The organism is Spirosoma profusum (assembly GCF_014699005.1).
GTDB classification, from domain to species: Bacteria; Bacteroidota; Bacteroidia; order Cytophagales; family Spirosomataceae; genus Spirosoma; species Spirosoma profusum.
Genome location: NZ_JACWZY010000001.1, coordinates 407,754 through 432,984, shown reverse-complemented (window position 1 = coordinate 432,984; position 25,231 = coordinate 407,754). Strand labels below are relative to the sequence as shown.

The following is a 25,231-nucleotide window of genomic DNA, read 5'->3' as shown; positions in this document are numbered from 1 at the left end:
AAGGAAGTTACGGAATGCTTTTAAAAAGCGTCCGCTAATATAAGTAGTTTTACTCAGAAAAATACCTATTTCCGTAAAAAAATTATGCACATTACGTGATAAAGGTGCTTACCAAATAGTAACATTTTTCAGGTTTTCCCGCTTTCGAGGCTATCCTCCATTTGGCGTACTAACGATAAGCGGGCCGCTTCTAAATCCAGCTCCTGTTCCAGATTTCTAAAAATTTCGCCATCCAGCAAACTTCCTTTCCGCAAGCCAATCAGAACGTCGCGCTCTACGGTAATCAACTCTAACTGAAGCTGAACGGCTTGCTGGTACAATTCGGCTGGGCGTTCGTGTTGGTTCTGAGCACGTAACGTTCCGTTTAATTCATTGATACGTAGTTCATACGCATTTTTAACGTAGTTCAGTACGTCGTCATGCACCGAACCAGCCGAGTGATTGGCTTCCAGATACGTAATGGCCTCCAGCGCCATATTTCGACGCAGCCGGAGTTCTTCCCGCTTCTCATCAATGTCTTCTTTTACCTTCAATCCCTCGATCAACAGGGGGAGGGTTAACCCTTGTATCACGAGTGTACAGAAAATGACGATGAACGTAATGAACAGAATCAGATCGCGGCCGGGAAACGGCGTACCATTGGGTAAGAGGTTCGGCAAAGCCAACGCACTCGCCAACGAAACGACACCCCGCATGCCGGCCCAGCCGAGTACTGCTATTTGCTGCCAGGTCGGCCGCTCTTCGCGTTTACGGATACCTTTACTCAGCCAGCGTGGTACGTACGCTCCCGGAAAAACCCAGATTAGTCGACATAAAATGGCTACCAAACTGATTAACAGCGCGTAATTGACAGCCTCAGGAAGTGTGTAGCCGTTTAAATCAGCTACGATACTCGGTAGCTGTAGTCCAATCAGAACAAATACTAGCCCATTCAACAGAAAAATCACGACTTCCCAAACGGAATTGGTTTGCAGCCGACTCTGGTGGGTGAACAGTTGGTCGGTACGTACCGACAGAAAAAGGCCCGTAGTTACTACCGACAGAACGCCCGAAATATGCAGGTTTTCAGCAATCAGATAGGAGCTGTAGGGCGTCAGTAACGTAATGGCCGTACTACTGATTCGATCCTGGCCCACAATTTTATGGACTCGAATTATAATCCAGCCGATAGCCAGACCAAGCGCTACGCTGGCCAGGGCAATTCCGACAAACTGAAGGCTGGCTTCCCATAACCCGAACTGGTTGGTGAGAATCGCGGCCAATCCGTAGCGATAAATAATCAGGCTGGTTGCGTCATTGACAAGGCTTTCCCCTTCCAGTACCGTTGTAATTCGTTTCGGTATGGTCAGACCCCGCATCACTGATGAAGCCGCCACAGCATCGGGGGGCGAAATAATAGCTCCGAGTAAATAGCCCTGCGCCAGCGAAAAACCGGGAATATAAATATGAGCGACAAAAGCTACCACTGTAGACGTAAACAATACCAGTCCAACAGCCAGCAGCGACACCGGACGACTATACAATTTCAGTTCGACATTGTCGATTTGCCAGGCAGCCGCATACAGCAACGGAGGCAGAAAAATAAGGAAAACCGCATCCGGCGATAGAATTACAGGTGGCAAACCCGGTATCCAGCCAATCAATAACCCTACAATGACCAGCAGAATCGGATAGGATATCTGTACCCAACGGGCAACAACTGTCATCAGGGTGGTCAGGCCGAGTAAACCCGTAACAATTTCTATGGGGTGCATACCGTAACGTAGAGGGTGGCGAAGTAACGTAACGCATCAGGACTAGGCATTTTGCTATACCTTTGTCAGAATCCTGTTACGGTTTGTTACGTAACAAATCTATTCACTATGAATTCATCCACAAACCAACTTTCTGACCACGTACCTAAAACTAGTGAGCTGGTTGAGCAGGAAGGTCAACGTAGTGACCTGGGATTTGGCACTAAAATCACTGATTCTCAATCACGTCTTGTCAATCAGGACGGTAGTTTTAATATCCGGCGAATTAATGCGTCGCTCTGGGACCAACTGAATATCTACAACCGACTTATTACGATGAGTTGGGTGGGTTTCTGGAGTTGGTTAGTATTTTCCTATTTGTCGGTCAATACGTTGTTTGCTGGAATTTACATGCTGGCCGGGGCCGATACGTTGGTCGGAGTCAGCGAAGAAAACCTGAATGGGCCCTTCTGGAAATGCTTCTTTTTCAGTTCGCAAACGCTTACGACGGTAGGTTACGGCCACATCTCGCCTAATACGTTCCTGACCAGTTGCATTGCCGCCTTCGAATCGATGCTGGGTTTACTGGCTTTCGCGCTGGCTACGGGACTACTTTACGGGCGATTTTCAAGACCAAAAGCTCACGTCCGATTTTCGAAACAATCGGTACTGGCGCCTTATCTGGACGTAAATGCCTGGATGTTTCGAATTATCAATACGCGTTCTAATCAGTTGATCAATCTGGAAATTACCGTAACGATGTCGCGGCTGGAAACCAAAGCGGATGGTACGCGCTACCGAAAGTATTATGGCCTGCAACTGGAACGTAACAAAGTGGCTTTTTTCCCGACTAACTGGACGCTCGTTCATCCCCTTACAGAACAAAGTCCCCTGTACGGCACTATGTTACAGGATCTTGAACAATCGGATACCGAGTTTTTAGTATCGCTTCAGGCCTTAGACGATACGTTTGTACAAAGCGTCCATACTCGTTTTTCGTATCGCTACAACGAAGTGCGCTGGGGTCATAAATTCAAACCGATGTTCGACGGTGGTCAACAAGGCGGCAACGTAACGATTGACCTCGATACGTTGGATGACACGGAAGAAGTACCGTTAAATTAACGCGATTTTTTGTCATCCTGACGAAGGAAGGATCTTATAACTTTCCTCACTCTCACGTTAGGAGACTTTAAAATCCTTCCTTCGTCAGGATGACAAAAAAGCTCACAACACTAATTTAAGCAGGTACGCTAGCGAATGCTGAAACCTGGAAAATAATCCGAAACAAATAACTCACTTGATTGTCCCTCCTTTTCTACGTCCTGGTGATACCGTTGGGGTTGTGTCGCCAGCCAGTTGGTTTCCGTATGACGAATTAGCCGACGGATTGCGCATCCTGCGTGAAGATTGGCGACTCAACGTACTTGAAGGTGAAAGCCTACACGCAGTAGACGGGCCGTTTGCCGGTTCCGACGACCTGCGCCGGGCCGATTTACAACGTCTTTTTGATGACCCAACTGTTCGGGCGGTTTTTGCCGCTCGGGGTGGATACGGCTGCTATCGAATTGCTGATGGAATTAACGTAACAGCCCTGAAAGCGAACCCAAAATGGATGGTCGGTTTCAGTGACATAACGGTGTTGCTCAGTTTATTCAATCAGGCCGGGATTGTGAGTCTGCATGGCCTGATGCCCCGGAATTTCGGCGGCTTCGACCGGGCCGAATCGCTGGAATCACTACGTCAGTGGTTGTTTGGTGAACCACCCAGCCACTACGCTATCACCGGCCATCCGCTGAATCGAATCGGGAACGTAACGGCCCCGCTCATCGGCGGCAACCTGACTATGCTGATCAATTCGCTCGGTACGCCTACTGATTTCGACTACGCTGGCAAAATTCTGTTCATCGAAGACATCGACGAAACGCTTTTCTCCCTTGATCGAATGATGATGCAATTGCGCCGTTCGGGTTGTCTGACCGAATTAGCAGGATTAGTGGTGGGACAGTTTACCGATATGCGGATTAATACGTCCCTGCCTTTCGGAAAAGATTCGTACGAGATTATTGCCGATGGCGTAGCAGCTTATAACTTTCCCGTACTCTACAATTTCCCGGCTGGCCACGTACCATACAATTTGGCTTTACCGATGGGCAAAGAGGTAGAGCTGGTAGTAAAAAAAGGGAATGGACGTATCAATTTTATGTAGAATTTTTTGTCATGCTGACAAAGAAACGTTCATTTTGCACTTATTCTCAAGGTTTAAGAGCTCTATCATCCTATGCCTTACACCGATTCTGTCATTTGGATTACGGGGGCTTCGTCGGGGCTTGGCGAGGCTATTGCTATTGAACTGGCGCAGTATAAGCCCAAACTGGTGCTATCGGCCCGGCGCGAAGATGAGTTACGGCGTGTGGCTGATAAACTAGGTTTGCCCGAAAGTAACGTACTGATTTTACCGATAGACGTAACAGACATACCCAGCCTGCCCGCACACGTAGAAACGGTACGTCGGAGATTCGGACGTATCGACTATGTATTTCAGAATGCAGGGATTACGCAACGTAGCAGCGTTGTTGACACCGATTTTTCGGTCTATCAGCGAATCATGGACGTTAACTTTTTCGGGGTTATCGCCCTCACGAAGGCAGTTCTGCCACTTATGCTGGCGCAATGTAGCGGGCATTTTGTCGTCACGAGCAGCGTAGCGGGCAAACTGGCGACCAAATTTCGGTCGGGGTATTGCGCCAGTAAACACGCGCTGCACGGTTTTTTCGATTCGCTACGTGCCGAGACATCCAGCACTGGTCTGAACGTAACGATCGTTTGCCCCGGCTACATCCGAACGGCGATTTCGTTCAACGCACTTAGTGGTGATGGTAGTCAGCACGGCAAAATGGATGATAATCAGGATCAGGGCATGTCAGCCGATACGTTCGCAAAACGACTCGTTAAGGCTGTAGAACAGAAGACGGAAGAAGTGTATATTGGTGGTAAAGAAATTTATGGTATCTACCTCAAGCGTTTTCTGCCGGGTCTGCTCTCCTGGATGTTGAAGAAACGACCGGGTGTATAAAGCACATCGGGGTGATACATATCAAGAAAACGTATCACCCCGATGTAACGCAATGACTTTCAATTATTTCCCGCTAGCCGTAAGCTCTTTCACCGCCGTGCCTTTGCTCGCGAACTCCATGTAATCAGTAGTTAGTCGGCAAAGCGTTTTCATGCCCAATACAAAACAGCTTTCGTCAATCTGGAAATCGGGCGTGTGGTGCGAAGGCACTTCTTCTACTTTTTTGCCTTTGCTCATGCCGCCCAGGAAATAGAAAAATCCCGGCACTTTCTGCTGATAGAACGAGAAGTCTTCAGCACCTGTTTGCACCGTCGTCAGTTTCACGTTGTTCTTACCCGCTACCGCTTCGAGCGAAGGAGCCATTTGGTCGGTCAGTTTGGGGTCATTATACGTAACGGGGTACATGATGTCGATTTTCACATCAGCCTTAGCACCAGCACTTTCAGCAATGTTAGTGGCAATCTCGTTGATACGTTTGTGAACCAGTTTCTGGTCGTGCGGGCTGAACGTCCGAATCGTACCAATCATATTAGCCTCTTCGGGAATGATGTTCTGCCGGATGCCGCTGTGCAGTGCTCCAACCGTTACCACAGCCGGATTTTCCGTCAACGTCAGATTCCGGCTAACGATGGTCTGCAAACCCATCACCACCTGCGCCGACGTAACAATTGGATCAACGCTGGACCAGGGGGCCGCGCCATGTGCCTGGCGGCCTTTGATTTTGATGGCGTATGAATCAACTGCCGCCATCGTAGCGCCCGGCCGATATTTAATAGTACCGACTTCCGTTTGCGAATTGATGTGCAGGCCAAAAATGGCGTCGACCTTCGGGTTTTCCAGAACGCCTTCTTTCACCATCAGAAATGCGCCACCTTCTTCACCTTCTGGTGCGCCTTCTTCGGCGGGTTGGAAAATAAATTTGACCGTTCCCCGAAGATCACTTTTCACATTGGTCAACACTTCAGCTACGCCCATCAGCATCGCTACGTGCGTATCGTGTCCGCAGGCATGCATTACGCCCGTTTGCTGGTTATTGTATTCGGTTTTTACTTCTGATTTAAACGGCAGATCGACGCGCTCGGTAACGGGCAGACCGTCCATATCGGCACGCAGCGCCACTACAGGGCCAGGTTTACCGCCTTTTAGCAAGCCCACTACACCTGTTTTTCCGACGCCCGTTTTCACCTCCATCCCCAGTTCCTTCAGGTGAGCTGCAATTTTACCCGCCGTCTGAAATTCACGGTTGCCCAGTTCAGGGTGCTGGTGAAAATCACGACGCCATGTTACTACTTTCTTATCCAGTCCTTCAGCCAGTTTATCCATTTTGGCGTTTAGTGTGGCTACTTGTCCTGAAGCATTTTGTACGGCCAAACCTCCCAGGGCCAGACCAGCTAAAGCCGAAAAGTATTTCTTCATGAAATTATACAAGTATATACGTTCTTATTTTTTGCTCTAATTTACAACCTCGAACGTATAAAATATGGCAGTTATCAGATATTTATACTGAATATTTTCTTGAATATGCTCATTACTTACTATTCATTTCTTTCAGTATGTAAAAATATAATCATTTACTTTATTGATATTCTATAAATGTTCTTGCTATTATCCTGTTCGAAAGGGTTTTAAACCGCAGAGTACTTCGTGGACCTTTGCCTTAGCGTTTTTTGCGGTTTAAAAATGACCTACTTTTTAAGCTTCTTAAAGTCATCCAACGTACCCGTGATTTTAGCCACAAACTTACTCTGCTGAATCATTGGGTTCTTCTCTTTGTCGATCAGCTTGCACTGAAAATCCACTACGTAAGGCGTATCTTTTTTGTCGAACAGCATTTTGGGCAGTACACTCAACGTTTTGCCGGGTCGGGCCGTAACTGGAAAAATAACGGGTGTAGTGGCCTGTGCTTTAATCAGAATTGGGTCAGGTTGTTTCCCGTCGGCGATCACCTTTCCATCTATAGTAACCGTATACTTAGCGTCGGTTATATTAAACGGGAGTTTGTTTTTATTTGTTACCAGCACCTTCGTTGCTACGTCGGTACGTTTTAAACCGAGCGGACCGAAATCGATATCTTCAATTTTAATCTTGGGAATATAAAAGGTAGGCATTCGTCGCTCGATGGTCACAACAAATGTTTTCTCGCCTACTATTGGTACGTCAAGTTCGAACGTCGACTGCACTTTATACGTAGTACTATCGATCCCTTTTCGTTCGAGCGTTTTTAATACGTTAGTCATTTTGTCAGTTAATACAGTTACGGGCAACATGATCAACGTACTGTCGCCTGCCTCCACCGAAATAGCTTTGCGATACGTATCTTTCACGACCGGCGTATCAGCAATATACACGGTATAGTCCATCTGGGGCGATTTAAAGCCCACCGGTAATGGGTTGTCGATCAGCAGATACATATTCATGCGGATGGATTCTTCACGAATGTCGGTGATCGCCATTTTCGCCAATTCCAGCCGGGGCTTAAGTGTATTATCATAAGGGCCACCTTCGGCCGCAGCATTATTCTTCAGGCGACTGTACCAGATGTAACCGCCTAGCCCAATAAGCAGCACCACGACCAACACAATTATCCATCCTTTTTTCATAACGTATCATCCAATGTAGCGTAGGTATATCAACATGCAGAGTTACGTAGTGTTTTTTTAAATGCTTAGAAACGAATGAATTGGCCACTTTCTAAATTTTCCCCGATTAGCGTTAGCGTTCATAGATTCACATTTTAAGCAGTTACCGTGATGTAACATCTGGTATAATTAAACTTTTCGGTCAGCCGATAGTCTTATCCATATAATGTATTCAGCCGTTTGCCATGCGCACGATTCTGTTTGGCCTGCTACTTCTGACCGCTGCCTGCCGCCGACCATCGACCCGGTTTGCGTCAATGCTCACGCCTGCTCCTCCCCCAGCCGATTACAGCCAATATCTGAAATCAGGTGACGAACTAGTAGCTTTCGGAAATGACCCGGCCTGGACGCTAACCGTCAATCCGTCGAAGGGAACGCTACGTTTCAAAGCGCCCGGAAAAGATAGTCTTGAGATAACCGCACCGGAACGCCAGAACGACTCCGATGGCGTGCTACGTTATAACATCCCCGTCGACGCTGGTCACATGAACGTATTGTTCAGACCCGATAGCTGCGTCGATAAAAAAACCGGCTATCGACTCGATTACCGGGTTGAAATTGACCTACGCGGCAAAAATTATGTGGGCTGTGGGGTTTCATTACGTCAGCTTACTACGTTGCAGGACATCTGGGTATTGACCGAATTTCAGGGGAAACCCGTTAGCGCAGGTGGGCCACGTAACGAACTACCCCGACTCGAAATTTCGCTCACCGAAGGACGGGTAACGGGCACAACTGGCTGCAATCAACTGAGTGGTGAAATCACTGCCGATACGCACCAAATTTTGTTCGGCCCGTTAATCACCACCAAAATGGCTTGTATGGGCACTGCTGGCGAATTCGAGAAGACTTTTCTGAATGCGCTGGCTACCCCATTGACGTATCAGATTGGTCAGGGGAAACTGATGATGCTACGTAGTGGTACGTCGATAATGGCCTTCAAAAAAGTAGATTAACCGGTTTTTAACCTTTGAATAAAGCGAACGATTACAAAATAGCGTTCGCTTTTTTAGTAGTTTTGCTTCTTATAAAAAGCCAATTGTATCGCCGAATAAGTTAACCCTTTCGATTGTCGATACGCCCAACCAATCTGTATAACTTACTAATTTCTATGAAAAACCTACGGCTCCCCTCGCGCTTGTTGATGCTGACGGGTGCACTGGCAGTAGCTACAGCTGGCACTTCGGAGACAGCATTGGCTCAGACAATGGCCAGACGTACGACAGCGACCCCGTCAGTGGCTGCTCCTCTTGCCCTGAATCGGGTGCTGGTTTTCTCAAAAACCAAAGGATTCCGGCATTCGTCGATTCCGGCAGGGAAAATGGCCATTATGAAACTCGGCAAAGAAAATGGCTTTGCTGTCGACACCACCGAAGATGCAGGCAAGTTCACCGAAGCCAACCTCAAGCAATACGGCGCGGTAATCTGGCTCAGCACGACCGGCAACGTACTGGACGACGCGCAACAGGCTGCTTTTGAGCGATATATCCAGGCGGGCGGTGGCTACGTGGGGATTCACGCGGCTGCCGATACCGAGTACGATTGGCCGTGGTACAATAAACTGGTGGGGGCGTATTTCCTGCACCATCCCAAGCAGCAAAATGCCGAAATCGAAATTGTTGATAAAAGCCACCCCTCAACCAAAATGCTGCCCGACCGCTGGAAACGTTGGGATGAGTGGTACAGTTACAAAAGCATTCAGACTGACCTGAAAGTGCTGGGCAAACTGGATGAGAAAACCTACGAAGGCGGTAAAAACGGCGATAACCACCCCTTTATCTGGCATCATGAAGTTGATGGCGGAAAAGCGTTTTATACCGGTGGCGGCCATACCGACGAGTCCTATACCGACGCCATGTTTTTGCAGCACATTCTCGGCGGCATCAAATCGGTGATGGCGACCAGCCTGAAATTCGGTCAGGCCAAAACCAAGCCTTATCCCGAAGAAAACCGCTTTGAACAACAGGTCCTGATTGCAGGCATGGACGAGCCAACTGAACTGGCCGTCCTCGACAACGGGAAGGTGCTCTACACACAGCGAAAAGGTGAACTAAGGGTCTATGACCCGAAAAAAAAAACGGTAAAGACGGTCGCTAACTTTCCGGTATTTACCAAGTTCGAGTACGGTTTGATGGGCTTGAACATCGACCCGAATTTCAAGCAGAATAAGTGGATTTACGTTTTTTATTCGCCTGTAACGGGCAAAACTGTGGCCGATACGGCGCAGCATCTGTCGCGCTTTGTTTATGACGACGTAAAAGACACCGTTCTGCTGAATACCGAAAAAGTATTACTAACCATTCCGGTGAAGCGCGACGGCTGCTGCCATACGGGTGGTTCGATTGCCTGGGATAAAAAAGGAAATCTCTATCTCTCGACCGGCGACGATACGAACCCGTTCAATTCCAACGGTTATGCACCAATCGACGAGCGTCCTGGACGTAGCGGCTGGGACGCTCGTTTGACGTCCAGTAATACTAATGACCTGCGGGGAAAAATCATTCGGATTCACCCCGAAGCCGACGGTACGTACACGATTCCCGAAGGAAACCTGTTTCCGAAAGGCAATCCGAAAGCCCGGCCTGAAATCTACGTAATGGGCAACCGGAACCCTTACCGAATTTCAGTCGACCAACGTACCGGTTTTCTGTATTGGGGTGAAGTTGGTCCTGATGCCGGCGAAAACAGCGATAAATACGGCCCACGCGGTCACGATGAGATCAACCAGGCGCGTCAGGCGGGGTATTATGGGTGGCCGCTTTTTGTAGCTGACAACCGGCCGTATCACACACGTACGTTTGCCGATAGCACCACGGGAGCCCTCTTCGATCCGATGAAGCCGATCAACGATTCGCCGAACAATACGGGTTTGCGCGAATTGCCTCCCGCCCAAAAAGCGTTCATTTACTATCCTTATGCTGATTCGCCCGAGTTTGGCGAAATCGTGGGCAAGGGCGGACGTAACGGAATGGGTGGCCCGGTTTATTACTACGATGATTATCCAGAAACGCCGGTCAAATTTCCTCGCCATTACGACGGCAAATTCTTCGCGTACGACTGGATTCGCGACTGGATTCACCCGGTTACGATGAAAGAAAACGGTGATTTCGTGAAGATGGAAACCTTCATGCCGAACACGAAATTCTCGCACGTTATCGACATGCAATTCGCCAATGACGGGTCTCTTTATACAATTGAATACGGTCAGAAGTGGTTTGGTGCCAACACCGACGCTCGTTTGTCGCACATTACGTATAACGCCGGAAACCGCAAGCCGGTAGCCGTGGCCAGTGCCAATAAAATGGTAGGAGCTGCCCCGCTGACTGTGAAATTCGACGGAAAAGAATCGGTTGACTACGATGGCGACGTACTGAAATACGAATGGTCGTTTGGGAAAGCCATGCCGAAACAAACTTCAGCTTCGCCTACCGTTACGTTCAGCAAACCCGGCGTATATCCTGCTACGTTAAAAGTGACTGATGCCGCCGGGAACGTAGCAACGAAAACGATGGATATCAAAGTCGGTAACGACGAGCCGAAAGTGGAAGTGACAGTGGCCGGAAACAAGACGTTTTATTTCCCGAATAAACCCGTTAAGTACTCCGTGAAGGTGATGGACAAAGAAGATGGTACGTTGCAGAAAGGTATCAGCCCCGACGACGTAACGATGACCATCGACTACCTCGAAGGGTTCGATAAAACGATGTTGGCGCAGGGTCACCAGGCGAATACTGGTTTCTCGACTGGCAAACGTCTGATTGATTTAAGCGACTGCAAAGCCTGCCACACCGTCGATCAGAAGTCGATTGGACCTGCTTACATGGACGTAGCGAAAAAGTATAAAGGCACTGGTTCAGAGAGCAAACTGATTCGTAAAATCATTACGGGTGGTGGCGGTGTCTGGGGAGAACAGGCCATGAGTGCCCACCCACAGTTGAAAGAAAGCGAAGTGGCTGACATGGTTAGCTACATCCTGTCGCTGGCCGACAGTAAAGCCGCCAATCGGAAGCCGATAGCTGGTGATTATGTACCGGCAGAGCAGAAAAAAGATGGCTCTTACATCCTGACCGCTACCTATACCGACAAAGGAAATGGCGTGATTGGCCCTCTGACGGGTTCTACGTCGCTCGCGCTACGTTCGCCTTCGGTAAAAGCGATTTCTGCCGATATGAAGCAGGACATTTTCCAGTACGATATTCCTAAAATGGGTCCTGCGGCTGTTGGCATAAAATCAGGAAGTTACATAGCTTTCAAAGACATCGACATGACGGGTATCGAGCAGATTTCCCCGACGGTTTTTGCGTCTACCTCACAAACGGCTGGTGGTAAGCTGGAAGCACGTATCAACTCGCCAACGGGTCCGCTGATTGGTGAAGCAGAAGTGAAGCAGGGAACCATGGGGCCTGTGAATATACCGATTCGACAGCCAGTTCAGGGCATGCAAAAGCTCTATCTTGTCTTTGTTAACCCTAATGCTGGTCAGAATGCTTTGTTTGCTGTCGACAAGATTCAATTTACGAATCAAGGCATGTAACTCAGCGACGTACTACGTAGTAAAATCAATCGCCCGACTATCACTGATGGTCGGGCGATTGATTTTACTACGTAGTACGTTCAACAGCTAGACTTCTTCAAACTTTACATTAGCCACAAGCAACAGGCGAAGCTCCGTAAGCTTTTTATACATGAGATCAACAGGTGCTAGTCCATAAAAATCAGCTATCTGCTCAATTCGTTCTATATCCAGGCGAGTTTCTCCCCGTTCCAGCTTACTATAAGCAAACTGAGTTATCCCTAATTTGTCAGCTACGTCATGCTGTCGGTAACCAACAAATTCACGGAGCTTACGGATTCGTTGCGGTAAGTTATTCATAGTAGGGATCAAGAATATATTGAGAGCCCTCATAAGACTGAAATAACGGAATAAGTCACTGCTAAGCCGTATAGTATACATGATTTTTTACTTATATACCTTTAACTGGTAAACTAATAGTCGAAAAAGGACTATTGATAGAAACATTTGGAATAGGTATAGTCTTGCGGTTAGGAAAATTTTGCGCCAGCCATGCAGATCAAACTTTGGGTTATATTATTGAATATAAATATATAAGTGGTCGTTGGACTATGCCCCTGAGGGATCTTGACGTAGAGGCAGCACTTCCGGATCGTATTAAGAGAGCGAAGCAATCATCAAAAAGTGATGGATGTAAAACATTTAAAGCTATGTGGGACAGACAAAATAACGATACTCATAAAGAACAGAGTGCTTTCATTACGGATAAAGGTATATTTTGGCTACCTGATAATGAGAATGATATAAATCATGCTTATAGTGGTCCTACCACTGATTATGGCGGTGAACCAGGTAAACAGTGGTTTGTATTAAACGGTGTAGTTTATTACATTCTGGCCAACATTCACACTCATCCTACAGGACCTCAATGGGAGGACTCTCCTTCAAATGCTGATTTAAACTTTGCTAAAAATTGGAAAATACCTGGTTACGTGATTTCAGATGGTGGGATATATAAAGTAAACGCGAATGGTCAAAATTTGGGTATTATCGATTACAATTATGGGAATATATTTAATTGTGATCTAGACCAAAATATAGTCGAAGAATTGCGATGAAACATACTTTAAAATTCACTACTTGGGCCGTTTTGATAATGCTGACTTTACCCGACGTAGATGCACAGCAACCAAAGCAAGCAATAACTAACAAAGATTGCACTAAGCCGCTGTTTCTCGAAAACCGTGCCTTATCAGACAGCATTCGAGAATATCTGAAATATGTTGGCACCTACGAAATACCCATAATAGCGATGCAAACTTCAGGCGATACGACGCATTATTTTGTTAGTGCTTTTTTGGCAACATACATGATTAAAAAGAATCCCCCAATTGCTATTGTAATAGTTAATAACCGAGAAACATTGCTTTATGAAAGTAAAGAGTCAATCGCTAAAACCGCGCCAGCATGTTATAATTACGTATTGAAAAAATACAGTTACCTATTAAAGGTAGACAAAGTAAATCGAAAAGAAGGGCGACCACCTTCTTACGAAAACAAAGGGTTTAATTATGATCCAATAATGGGTGAAATATTAATTACAAAAGAGGGCCGAATATTTACTAAACATGCTAGCAAAATTCCATTTATTAAGTACGATTGAGATTACTGAGGATAAAGTATTAATTGGGCAATACACAGTTTGGTAAATAAGCTTCTTTTTGATGCTGTGCGTAAACAATATCCAAGCTTAATCAGCGGTTCGATTAGATGTCTTTGAAGCGGATGACTCCATAACCTTGCTTAGATCCGTATAACAGCTGTAATGAAATCGCCCCGACCAGCGCTGGTCGGGGCGATTTCATTACAAATAGCTCCTATTTATGCAATTAGATGACCGTTTAAGCAGAAAACAAATAATGTAATTTTACTTTTTTTCTTATTTGCTACGTTATCAGGCGTTTTAGCTACCGAAGCTAGCCTATTTAAAACACGTAGTGGTTATGAAAAGCACTTTTCTCATTTTCATCATTTTGAGTTTATGCCTCGCGCATAAAAGCCAGTCACAGAACCCGGTCAATGGCACGGGTAGCATTACGTCTGGCGGGCGGACACGTACGTTCGCTTATCACTTGCCTACTACGTCTCCTGCAACGAATCTCCCACTTGTGATTGCGTTTCATGGCGATGGCGGAACGGGGGCTGGTTTGCAGGGATACGCGGGTCTGGACAACGTGGCAAATACCCAGAATTTTATCGTCGTCTATCCGAATGCCGTAACTGTCGGCGGGGGTATTCAATTCAATAAGTACGCTGATACGTCGCCAGGATTTGGCTCGGCAGGCGATAGTAACGGCCCTAATCCAATTGACCCCAATGCGCCGGATGACGTATTACTCACCTCCGATTTAATCGATTATTTCGCGCAGACGTATCAGATCAATCGCAGCCGCGTGTATGCCACCGGGCATTCGGGCGGAGGATTTATGTGCTATTTTCTCAGCATGGCACTGCCCAATAAAATTGCCGCCATTGCGCCGGTAGCTGCCAGTTTATGGGCTAATCAAACGTATCAGACCAACTATTTCACGGCAGGTAACTACACGCCAATTCCGGTGATGCACATTCACAGTGCGGGCGACCCTACTGTTACGCCACCTATTCAACCTTACCCAAAAACGCCCGCTTATGTCTGGCCGATATCGACCTACGCGGGGTTGGGTTGCAACAACTGGAATTCGTACACAACTACTGCCCTTAATCCGAATGTAGACTCATTAACCTTCTGTAGTTCAGGCAAAAAAGCTGTGTTTGTTATAACGAAAGATGCGACGCACGGCTGGCCATCGGCGTTCAACGCAGCGCAAACCATCTGGAATTTCTTTAAAACGCAGCAATTACCGGCAGCGCCAGTTTCTTCAGATTTCGGTAATCACCTGAAAATTGACCAGTTTGGTTATTTGCCATTGGCGAAAAAAATTGCTGTTATCAGTAGTCCACAAACGGGATACAACGCGAGTGATACGTTTACACCATCCACTACGTATCAACTCCGAAACGCCACTAATGACGCCGTCGTTTTTCAGGGAACGCCTGTCGCCTGGAATAGCGGAGCCACACATGCGCAATCGGGAGATAAAGTCTGGTGGTTCGATTTTTCGTCGGTGCAGACGCCCGGTACGTACTACGTTTATGATGTTGGAAAAGATAAAAAATCGTACCCGTTTTCGATAAACAACACTGTTTATCAGGACGTTTTGAAACAGGCTACCCGGGTTTTCTACTACCAGCGCAGCGGCTTTGCCAAGCAAACGCCTTACGCCGAAAGCCCCTGGACTGATGGCGCAGCGTTTCTCGGAACTCAGCAGGACACCGACTGCCGGTTGGTGAGTAATACGTCGGCTGCTACGTCGAAAGACCTGCGCGGTGGCTGGTTCGACGCGGGTGACTACAACAAATACGTTCCCTTTACCTACGGGCCGCTGGTCGATATGCTGCTGTCGTATCAGGAAAATCCGACGGTCTGGACCGACGATTTCAACATTCCTGAATCGGGCAACGGTGTTCCTGACTTATTGGACGAAGTGAAATGGGAACTCGACTGGTTGCTCCGGATGCAACAGGCCAATGGCTCATTGCTGCATAAGGTATCGGTAACAGACTTCAGTGCTACGTCGCCACCGAGTGCCGATACGAATTTTCGCCGGTACGGAGCGGCTAGCACGGATGCTACGGCTACCGGGGCTGCCGTGTTTGCGCTGGCTGCGATTCAGTTTAAATCGCTCAGCAATCCCACGATGCAGGCTTTCGGTAATACGTTGCAAACGGCGGCTATAAACGCATATAACTGGGCAAATAGCAATCCGTCAGTAATTTTCAATAACTCAGGTTTCTCAAGTGCAGCCGCTGTTGGCGCCGATCATGACCGGATCTCCCGGCGAGTGGCTGCAGCCGCCTTTTTGTACGTATTGACCGGAAATGCTACGTATAAAACGTATTTTGATGCGAACTATAACCAGGTTCACCTCATTCAATGGAGCTTTGCATACCCGTTCGAAGCTACGTATCAGGATGCGCTGCTGTATTATACCAAAGCGCCGGGAGCTACTACGTCTGTTAAAAACAATATCCTGTCAACGTATGCGAACAACCTGAAAACTGGTAACTCAGATAACCTGCCTTCCTACCTGAATCAGTCGGATGCGTATCGGGCGTTCCTGAAAAACGACAATTATACCTGGGGCAGCAACGAAACAAAAGCGCATCAGGGCAACATGTTTTTCAGCATGAACGTCTACAATCAGGATACTACCAACAAAACAAATTATCGTGATGCCGCTTTGGGCTTTGTGCATTATCTGCATGGTGTCAACCCGACATCTTACAGCTATCTGACCAATATGGAAGAGCATGGCGGAGAGTTTACGGCCCCCACCATGTATCATTCCTGGTTTGCCGATGGAACGGTGTTCGATACGAATCCCCCACCGGGTTATGTGATGGGCGGAGCCAATCCGACTTACACAAACGATGCGGGTATTATTATTTCCCCTCCTCAGAATCAGCCCATTCAGAAATCGTATAAAGCCTGGAATACGAGCTATCCCGAAAATTCGTGGCAAATCAACGAACCGGCCATCTACACACAGGGCGCATACATTCGGCTGCTCTCGCAAGCTATGAAGTATATCGACGTAGCACCTTGTGGTACCGAAGTAATGGCCAGCGTAAAATCAGGCAGTTGGAACGACCCAACGACCTGGGCCTGTGGACGCGTTCCGACTAATACTGAGAACGTACTGATTCAGTCAGGGCACAACGTAACGATTAATGCAGTGACTGTCAACGCCAAAAAACTGGATCTAAGAGGAAAAATCAACTACGTGAATGGCGGCAAATTGCAGTTGGCAAACTAACTCAGGAGAATTATGAATAGTTAATTTTTTATCATGCTGACGCAGGAAGCATCTTAGTGTATCCTAACATTATAGTGAGGAAACCTTAAGATGCTTCCTGCGTCAGCATGACAAAATATTCATCCGACATTTTTAGATACTCACTCTATGCCTGATACATTTTCAACGGCAATTCAAATAAATGCAAGTCCGGCAGAAGTATGGGCTGCGCTAACAAATCCTGAACGGATGACGCAATGGATGGGCGAGCCAGAAATGAACATTAACGTATTGTCTAACTGGCAAGTCAATACGCCAGTTATCATTCGCGGTTTTCACCATGTGGCCTTTGAAAATAAGGGTGTTGTACTTCAAAACGACAACGAGAAAACCTTACGTTATACCCAATTGAGTTCGGTGTCCCGGCTACCGGATAAGCCAGAAAATTACTCCATTTTTGAATTTAGTTTAACCCCAATTGATGAGCAAACCCTGTTGACACTTCACATCGAAGGTTTTCCGACAGAAACCATACGTAAACACCTGGAATTTTATTGGAAAACGACAATGACACTGCTACAAGCAAGTGTAGAAGCGATTAACGTATCAGACGCGGCATAGTCAACGCAACGTATCGGAATCAATCAATCACGCCGGTTTCTTCCCAGCGTTTGAGCCAGTCTTTCTTGATTCCGTGTATCTGCGAGAAGAATTGATAAATAACCAGCATATCTCGCTGATAATCACCCGTTACGTATAGCGGTTCGCTGAAAATAACCTGTTTGCGGGGCCAGTCGAAGCCAGTCAGGATTAGCGGTACGTTGGCTTTAAGGGCGATGTAATAAAAACCCGTTTTGAGTTTGGCCACGTTGCTACGTGTTCCTTCGGGCGCGATGCAGATGTGGAGACGTTCATTCTGGTTGAAGATATTTACGGTGGTATCAACCAGATTATGCGACTTATCGCGGTAGACGGGTTTACCACCTGTAGCCCGGAAAAACCAGCCTGCATACCACGTAAATAACGAGCTTTTGGCAAGGTATTGAATCCAGACTCTTGTAGCCGCCCGGGTCCCAAGCCCAATCAGGAAATCCCAGTTGGTTGAGTGTGGAGCTACCACCCAAATCGCTTTGGGAACCTGGGGAACGGGATTGACCAATCGCCACCCGGCAATGTGAAATAACCAGCGGAGAATGGCGCTGAGCATACGCGTTCGGTCGTTGGTGCTACGTATCCGAGCAATTATGTTCCCGGACACGTAGCACTGAATTAGTACTTCCGATCGTTGCGCTCCAGCCAACGGCCCGTAATAAACGAAGCGGTCAGTAGCACAACGTAGAAGAGAATGGTTAACGGAGTCGATAAATCCATGTCAGTATTCAGTTGAATTCAGAGGCAAAAGTAAGGAGAAAAAGTTGATAGTAGTAAGGATTTGATAGGCTCTGGCTGTCGGGTCCAGACTATAACACTCCTTTCGTACTCGGCAAATTATCGAGTTCTTTTATGTTACGGTGAACGGCCATTTTAATGGATTTAGCAAATGCCTTGAAAATGGCTTCGATTTTATGATGCTCATTTTCACCTTCAACCTTGATATTCAGGTTACAGAGTGCTGTATCGGAAAACGATTTGAAGAAATGTAAAAACATTTCGGTCGGCATATCGCCGATTTTCTCACGCTTGAATTCGGCATCCCAAACTAGCCAGGGGCGTCCTGAAAAATCAATACCGACCTGCGCCAGCGCTTCATCCATCGGTAGTAAAAACCCGTACCGACTGATGCCGCGCTTATCGCCAAGGGCGCGTCGGTACGCTTCGCCGAGAGCAAGCGCCGTGTCCTCAATCGTGTGGTGCTCGTCAATATGCAGATCACCGTTGACCCGAATCGACAAATCGGCTCCCGAATGTTTGGCAAGCTGATCGAGCATATGGTCGAAGAAACCGAGCCCTGTATGTATATCGGCTTTCCCTTGTCCGTCAAGATTTAGCTCGACTTTAATCTGGGTTTCTTTGGTGTTACGTTCTACCGTGGCCGTTCGGGCGGGAAGGCGCAGAAATTCGTAAATCTTGTTCCAGTTGTCAGTCGTAAACGCGATGGCGTTACGTAGCTCGTCGGTCATGCCGCCGATATCGGCTGTTTGCACGGTTGCCAGGCCATTGGGCGGTAGGAAAAGAATTGCTTTTGCGCCGAGGTTTATCGCTAATTGTACGTCGGTCAGGCGGTCGCCGATAACGTAGCTGTTAACTAGATCGTAGTTTCCATTGAAATACTCCGTCAGCATACCGATACCCGGTTTACGCGTAGGGGCGTTGTCACGCGGGAAATGTCGGTCGATGTGTACCGCTTCGAAATGAATGTTTTCGCCAGCGAAGGTATTCATCATCTTATTGTGGGCGGGCCAGAACGTATCTTCCGGAAATGAAGCTGTTCCTAACCCGTCCTGATTCGTCACCATCGCCAGACCGAAGTCGGTTTCCTCGGCAATTTTACGTAATGCCGAAATGACGTTAGGGATATAATCGAGTTTAGCTAACGAATCGACCTGCTGGTCGGGCTGGGGTTCAACGATGAGGGTGCCGTCGCGGTCGATAAACAGAATTTTTTGCATAATAGTGGGTAATGAGCCGACAAAGATAGTATTCCCATGTGTTTCCCGCGAAAATGTACTATGTTTGCATACTAGCTATTCATACCGTTCTATATACGCATCCGTACCGATTGCCTTATACCTTCCTTGTAACTATTGTAGTAATTTTTATACGTAGCCCCAAAAACTTGTACACTGATTTTCTTAAAAAGTAATTCAGCCTCTATCAACCTAATCCATAATACAGGAAATTGCGAACACATTCTCATACACTTTCTTATATTAAGTAAAACATGCCAGCAGAATCCAGACTAACCCGTATTGGGGTTTTCTATGACGGTAATTATTTTCTACACGTAAGTAACTACTACAATTATTCCCACGAACGACGCAGCCGCATCAGTATTTCGGGTTTACATGCTTTTATCCGGCGTCAGGTAGCCGACGAAGAAGGCGTTAACGAACGGTTATGTCAGATTGTCGATGCCCATTATTTTCGGGGTCGTCTGAATGCACACGAAGCTAATCAACGTGGTAATCAACTATTTTACGACCGCCTTTTCGACGATATTCTGATGTCGGAAGGCGTAGTTACACACTATTTACCCGTTAAAACGTATCAGGGATACCGGCAGGAAAAAGGTATCGACGTTTGGCTGGCACTGGAAGCCTTCGAACTGGCACAGTATAAAAAATTCGACGTAGTGGTACTCATTACGTCCGATGGCGACTACGTACCGTTGATTCGCAAACTCAATACGTTAGGTTCACGCATTATGGTGCTGAGCTGGGATTTTGAATTCCTGAATGAGCAGGGCGAAAAACAGGTGACCCGTACCTCGCAGGATTTGCTCGAAGAAGTTTCCTACCCCGTTGGTATGCATGGCATTATCGATGACCGAAGCCGACGTAACGACGTGATTATTCAAAATCTGTTTGTAAAACCCCAACCAACCCGCACATTCTCAGCTTCAGCCACTAATGGCAGCAGCTATGGAAACGGTAATGGTAACGGTGGAACTTACGTGAATGGTTTTAGCGATACGTATGACGAGTATTCTTCCGATGAGCCTAATTACAACGTCGCCGACGTAGAAGGGGCCGAAGGGCGCAAAATCAGTACGATACGTAGCTTGAAAACCGGTTATGGCTTCGTGAATTATCCCCCGAATAACCTGTTTTTTCATTATACAAGCCTCATTGATACGGACTTCAACGAATTACAGGTCGACGATAACGTTGAGTTTTCCATCGGTCAGAATGCCGAAGGCAAGGATATTGCCATCGATGTGCGGCTGTTGCACGGCGCATGATACGTAGCGTCCGCGTTCCTGTCGAAAATCCGCTGGCCTGGCGCTGGCAGGCAGTCGACTGGGCTATGACGTATCAACCACAGGGCACCAGTTTTGTGGCGTTGCTAAACAACAATGAGCTTCCTTATCCAAATGACCCGTTTCCCAATCGATTATTTATCGGTGCGAAACGGGTTGTTTCGTTTACCGGCTCGGATTCGCTAACTGAGTTATATCAGGCCCACGCCGAACGTCCCTCCTATCTGGTTGGCTTTCTGAGTTACGATCTAAAAAATCAGTTGGAACCGCTCAGCAGCCGCAACCCCAACCGAACAGGTTTCCCGGATATCTATTTCGCTGAACCAGAATGGATTATTGACTTTGAGGAACGTAGTATTCTCATTCAGAGCCATGGCGATCCAACCGAACTGCTGCATCACATTGAAACCCACGTAGCAGCGGAGTCACCATCTGCTGAGCCTTGCTACGTCCAGTGCCGCGTAACGCCCGACGAATACCAGGCTACCGTTCGGCGGATTCAGCAGCACATCCGGGCGGGCGATGTGTATGAATTGAATTATTGCATTGAGTTTTTTGCCCAGAAGGAACGTAGTGATACTCGTCCGTTCAATCCATTGGCAACGTATCAGGCGCTCAACGAACGTTCGCCGATGCCTTTTTCAAACTTCCTGAAGATCGATAATCACTACGTTATGGGTGCCTCACCCGAGCGGTTCCTGAAAAAAGAAGGCCAAACTATCCTCTCTCAGCCCATTAAAGGTACCATCCGGCGTGGGCAAACGCCCGAAGAAGACCTTCTGCTACGTAGCCAGCTTCTTCAATCTGAAAAGGAACGGGCTGAAAATCTGATGATTGTTGATCTGGTACGTAACGATTTGGCCCGCTCGGCTCAAACCGGCTCGGTTCAGGTCGATGAACTGTTCGGGATTTACGGGTTCCGGCAGGTGTATCAAATGATCTCGACGGTTTCTGCTACGTTACGTCCCGGCGTTTTCTGGATGGATGCGCTACGTAACGCGTTCCCGATGGGAAGCATGACCGGCGCTCCCAAAATCCGGTCTATGCAACTGATTGATGAACTGGAAGTTAGTCGACGGGGTGTTTACTCAGGAGCCATTGGTTACGTAACGCCCGCTGGTGATTTCGATTTTAGCGTGGTTATCCGGACATTACTCTATAACGCACAGAATCAGTACCTATCTTTCTCCGTCGGCAGTGCCATCACCTACGACTCCGACCCTGTTCAGGAATGGGAAGAATGCCTATTGAAAGCCAAAGCGATTCGGGAAGTGTTGGAGGGTAGTCGATAGCTTTTAGTCATCAGCCGATAGTCATTAGTAAAAGACATTTGAGCGACAGCTAACGACTGACTACTAATGACTATCGACTGATGACTAAAAATTCTCCACTCCACTTTGTGGAATTCTCATAATTTTCTTCTCTTATAATATGAGTCATGCAACATCTGTCTGTAAAAATGGCTCATTGTGAAGGCAATAGACCGTTTACGAAATTAGCTACTATAAATTTAGTTAAAAATCGTTAACGAGATATATAGTTTGTGTGCTGTTCATATAGCTTTGTACGATCGCTCTTTTTTCTTAAACGCTTCCCATGAAGAACCTCTTCCTGCTGACCTTGCTGTGTCTGCTATCGACCTCGCTCTATGCCCAAAACCCGGGCAGTCCTACACGTTTTACGCTTCAGGGTCGCGCTGTCGATACGTCGGCGGCACCACTCCCGTCCTCAACGGTCATGCTCTTGAGTCCGAAAGATTCGTCCATGGTAAATTTCACCCGTGCTACTGACAAAGGGGCTTTCACGTTTAAAAATCTCCGACCGGGGACCTATCTGTTGAAAATTTCTTTCGTCGGCTATATCCCTTTTAATCAGATGGTTAAAACGGAAAGCAACTCCGTTATCGATCTGGGTGATTTGAAAATGAAGCCCATTACCAAAGAACTGTTTGAAGTGGTCGTAAAAACGGCACGGGCACCGCTCACGATCAAAGGCGATACCATTGAGTACAATGCGGCTTCGTTTAAAGTACCGCCGGGCTCAACAGTTGAAGATTTGCTACGTAAACTACCCGGTGTTCAGGTTGATCAGGATGGGAATATTCGGGCACAGGGCCAGGAAGTGAAAAAAGTGACGGTCGATGGTAAGAGTTTTTTTGGCAACGATCCGAAGCTGGCAACCAAAAATTTACAGGCCGATGCAATTACGAAAGTTCAGGTTTACAATGACAAAACGGAGCAGGCAAAACTCACAGGCGTTGAAGATGGTAAGAAAGAGAAAACGGTTAACCTGGAGTTAAAAGAAGAATTTAAAAAAGGTGGTTTCGGGAAAATAACCGCTGGTGTTGGACCTGCTTCCAACGACATAGCCCCACGCGCCGAAATCAAGGGGAACTACAACAAATTCAACTCGAAACAACAGTTTTCCCTTGTCGGATTAGGAAATAACACGAATCAGCAGGGCATTTCCTGGAATGATTATCAGGACTTTAGAGGTAGTAACTCCTTCAACTGGAACGATAATGCCGATTTCGGTTTTAGCAGCGGGAACCGTTTTATTTCGTTCGGTGATGATGAAGAAACCTTGGGAATTCCAGTAAATGGCGGTAGTGGCCGGGGTTTCTCGAACAACGCTGCGGGTGGGGCTAACTACAACTACGACACCAAGAAAACCAAACTCAGCACCAGCTACTACTACAACCAGACCCGGCTCGAACTTAACTCGCTCCGTAACCGGAAAAACTTCCTGGAGTCAGGCTCGTTCCGCACGGAAGAAAATAGCAACCAGATAAATTTTAACGGAAACCACCGCGTCAGTATTCGGTTTGAGAAGCAGCTCGACTCGCTCAATACGTTGGTTTTCCTGAACAACAGCCGGCTTGGTAGTGGCAATTCCAACGTTGGCACCCGGCAGGATCTCCTCAGAATTGCCTCGCTTACGGAAACGCTTTCGACACGTAACACCACCAACAACCTCAGCAATACGAACCAGTTCGGCTCGGCTAACTCGCTTATTTATCGGCTGAAATTCAAGAAGAAAGGTCGCTCGTTTGCCGCCAGCGCTACATATCAGATCAATACCAACGATGGGGATTTGGCACTTCGGGCACGTAACGAATTCTTTCAGGCCACCAATATCAACGACCAGCTTCGTATCATTCGTCAGGACCAGAATACCAACAGCCTACGTAACGAATACCGGGCTAGTTTGCTGTACATCGAACCGTTTGCGAAGAAATTCTTCTGGGAAAGCTTCTACAATTTTAGCCTCCGTTACGACGAAGTCGATCGGAACGTATTGAACGTGGGTGAAGTCGGTGGGGGTACACGTAACGACTCGCTGAGTCGCTATTACAAAAACAATTACACGTTCAACCGGCTGGGTAGCAGCATCCGCTATTCCTACAAGGGACTGAATTTGTCGGCGGGTGCTGCTGGTCAGCAGTTTACGCTCGATGGTCAGTACGCTTCGGATCAAACTTCGCGCACGTTCAATACCATCAACCGGACGTTTACAACGCTGATACCGAACGTATCACTTAATTACGACATGAAAAATAACCGCTATCTCTATGGCGGTTACGACGTGAACGTACGGATTCCGTCTTCGCGCGATATACAGCCGATTATCAATAACACTAACCCGCTGTTTATCAATGAAGGGAATCCGACTTTATTGCCGCAACTCGGGCACAACATGAACGCCGGTTTTAGTTATTTTAACCCAGCTAGTTTCACGAATCTGTTCGTAAATCTCTACGGAACGTACTACGTCAACCAGATTGTTTATAGCCAGTCTGTTGACCCACAGACGTTAATCACTACTACTAGACCGGAGAATTTACAGGGTGGCAAAAACCTCGGTTCGTATATGAGTTTTGGGTTTCCGCTGAAGAAAACAAAGGCGACCCTGAACCTGAATACGCAGTTGAATTTTGGGAATAACCCGACCAATATCAACGGTATCAGGAACGAAACCAATAATGAGAATTACACACTTGGTGCGCGTCTCGAACTGACTCCTACCGACTGGCTTACTTTTTATGGAAACGCCAGCATTGGCCGGACGAACACGCGTTATTCGATCAACTCAGGTCAAAATCAGTCTATTGTGAACAATACGTACAATGGCGATTTAACACTCAAACTGCCGGGCGGTATCTACGCCAATACGACAATGAACTATCGCGTTTACCAGAACGATCGCTTCGGTTTCGACCAGCGCATTCCGATCTGGAACGCTTCCGTGTATCGGATTGTGGGCAAAGCGAAAAAAGCCGAAATTCGACTATCGGGCGTCGATATGCTGAATCGCAACCTGAACGTATCGCAGTATGCCGGACAGAACTATGTGCAGGAAGAGCGCATACAGACGCTGGCTCGGTATTTTATGCTTAGTTTCACGTACAATATGCGCGGGGTGCAGGCCAAAATGCGCCGGGATGGAGGATATTAAT

At 47.3% G+C, this 25,231-nt stretch carries 18 protein-coding genes; 12 read left to right on the top strand and 6 right to left on the bottom strand.

Going from position 1 to position 25,231, the window contains the following annotated elements:
* Window positions 1-128: 128 nt before the first annotated feature.
* A complete protein-coding gene (locus IC229_RS01450) occupies window positions 129-1,754 on the bottom strand; it encodes a Na+/H+ antiporter (RefSeq protein WP_190885137.1) in 1,626 nt (541 codons plus the stop codon).
* A gap of 108 nt (window positions 1,755-1,862) precedes the next feature.
* Between IC229_RS01450 and IC229_RS01445 the strand changes: the two genes are divergently transcribed.
* From IC229_RS01445 to IC229_RS01435, 3 genes are all read left to right on the top strand, one after another.
* On the top strand, window positions 1,863-2,858 hold the full coding sequence (locus tag IC229_RS01445) for an ion channel (protein WP_190885136.1): 996 nt from the start codon (window positions 1,863-1,865) through the stop codon (window positions 2,856-2,858).
* A gap of 175 nt (window positions 2,859-3,033) precedes the next feature.
* Window positions 3,034-3,942 carry a S66 peptidase family protein gene (locus IC229_RS01440; protein WP_190885135.1) on the top strand — a complete coding sequence of 303 codons (909 nt, stop codon included), beginning with the start codon at window positions 3,034-3,036 and terminating at the stop codon, window positions 3,940-3,942.
* Window positions 3,943-4,014: 72 nt separating this feature from the next.
* A complete protein-coding gene (locus IC229_RS01435) occupies window positions 4,015-4,809 on the top strand; it encodes an SDR family oxidoreductase (RefSeq protein WP_190885134.1) in 795 nt (264 codons plus the stop codon).
* Window positions 4,810-4,872: 63 nt separating this feature from the next.
* Here IC229_RS01435 and IC229_RS01430 read toward each other — a convergent pair whose 3' ends face one another.
* Both IC229_RS01430 and IC229_RS01425 read right to left on the bottom strand, forming a co-directional pair.
* Entirely contained in the window at window positions 4,873-6,225 is a 1,353-nt protein-coding gene (locus IC229_RS01430; RefSeq protein WP_190885133.1) for an amidohydrolase, read from the bottom strand.
* Between the two features lie 269 nt (window positions 6,226-6,494).
* The gene (locus IC229_RS01425) at window positions 6,495-7,409 is read right to left on the bottom strand and encodes an LEA type 2 family protein (RefSeq protein WP_190885132.1); all 915 of its coding nucleotides are present in this window, start codon (window positions 7,407-7,409) and stop codon (window positions 6,495-6,497) included.
* Between the two features lie 224 nt (window positions 7,410-7,633).
* Here IC229_RS01425 and IC229_RS01420 point away from each other — a divergent pair, with 224 nt between their 5' ends.
* Together IC229_RS01420 and IC229_RS01415 are read left to right on the top strand one after the other, a co-directional pair.
* Window positions 7,634-8,404: an META domain-containing protein gene (locus IC229_RS01420; RefSeq protein ID WP_190885131.1), complete on the top strand. Its 771-nt coding sequence runs from the start codon at window positions 7,634-7,636 to the stop codon at window positions 8,402-8,404.
* Between the two features lie 155 nt (window positions 8,405-8,559).
* A complete protein-coding gene (locus IC229_RS01415) occupies window positions 8,560-11,982 on the top strand; it encodes a ThuA domain-containing protein (RefSeq protein ID WP_190885130.1) in 3,423 nt (1,140 codons plus the stop codon).
* An 87-nt stretch (window positions 11,983-12,069) separates the two neighbouring features.
* Here IC229_RS01415 and IC229_RS01410 read toward each other — a convergent pair whose 3' ends face one another.
* Window positions 12,070-12,321, bottom strand: coding sequence for a helix-turn-helix domain-containing protein (locus IC229_RS01410; protein WP_190885129.1), 252 nt, complete (start codon window positions 12,319-12,321; stop codon window positions 12,070-12,072).
* Between the two features lie 134 nt (window positions 12,322-12,455).
* Here IC229_RS01410 and IC229_RS01405 point away from each other — a divergent pair, with 134 nt between their 5' ends.
* The 4 genes from IC229_RS01405 to IC229_RS01390 all read left to right on the top strand — a co-directional run bounded on the left by IC229_RS01405 (window position 12,456) and on the right by IC229_RS01390 (window position 17,477).
* Entirely contained in the window at window positions 12,456-13,079 is a 624-nt protein-coding gene (locus tag IC229_RS01405; RefSeq protein ID WP_190885128.1) for a hypothetical protein, read from the top strand.
* Entirely contained in the window at window positions 13,076-13,624 is a 549-nt protein-coding gene (locus IC229_RS01400; protein ID WP_190885127.1) for a hypothetical protein, read from the top strand. The genes IC229_RS01405 and IC229_RS01400 overlap by 4 nt, the downstream gene beginning before the upstream one ends.
* A gap of 340 nt (window positions 13,625-13,964) precedes the next feature.
* A complete protein-coding gene (locus tag IC229_RS01395) occupies window positions 13,965-16,877 on the top strand; it encodes a glycoside hydrolase family 9 protein (RefSeq protein WP_190885126.1) in 2,913 nt (970 codons plus the stop codon).
* Window positions 16,878-17,024: 147 nt separating this feature from the next.
* A complete protein-coding gene (locus tag IC229_RS01390) occupies window positions 17,025-17,477 on the top strand; it encodes an SRPBCC family protein (protein WP_190885125.1) in 453 nt (150 codons plus the stop codon).
* Between the two features lie 19 nt (window positions 17,478-17,496).
* Here IC229_RS01390 and IC229_RS01385 read toward each other — a convergent pair whose 3' ends face one another.
* Window positions 17,497-18,063, bottom strand: a complete 567-nt coding sequence (locus IC229_RS01385) for a 1-acyl-sn-glycerol-3-phosphate acyltransferase (protein ID WP_190885319.1) — start codon at window positions 18,061-18,063, stop codon at window positions 17,497-17,499.
* A 253-nt stretch (window positions 18,064-18,316) separates the two neighbouring features.
* Window positions 18,317-19,465 (bottom strand): bifunctional histidinol-phosphatase/imidazoleglycerol-phosphate dehydratase HisB, encoded by a 1,149-nt coding sequence (gene hisB, locus IC229_RS01380; protein WP_190885124.1) that lies wholly within the window; start codon window positions 19,463-19,465, stop codon window positions 18,317-18,319.
* 272 nt (window positions 19,466-19,737) lie between these two features.
* Here hisB and IC229_RS01375 point away from each other — a divergent pair, with 272 nt between their 5' ends.
* From IC229_RS01375 to IC229_RS01365, 3 genes are all read left to right on the top strand, one after another.
* Window positions 19,738-20,757 carry an NYN domain-containing protein gene (locus IC229_RS01375; protein ID WP_190885123.1) on the top strand — a complete coding sequence of 340 codons (1,020 nt, stop codon included), beginning with the start codon at window positions 19,738-19,740 and terminating at the stop codon, window positions 20,755-20,757.
* On the top strand, window positions 20,754-22,067 hold the full coding sequence (gene pabB / locus IC229_RS01370; protein ID WP_190885122.1) for an aminodeoxychorismate synthase component I: 1,314 nt from the start codon (window positions 20,754-20,756) through the stop codon (window positions 22,065-22,067). The genes IC229_RS01375 and pabB overlap by 4 nt, the downstream gene beginning before the upstream one ends.
* Window positions 22,068-22,371: 304 nt before the next feature.
* Window positions 22,372-25,230 (top strand): outer membrane beta-barrel family protein, encoded by a 2,859-nt coding sequence (locus IC229_RS01365; protein WP_190885121.1) that lies wholly within the window; start codon window positions 22,372-22,374, stop codon window positions 25,228-25,230.
* Window position 25,231 lies beyond the last annotated feature (1 nt).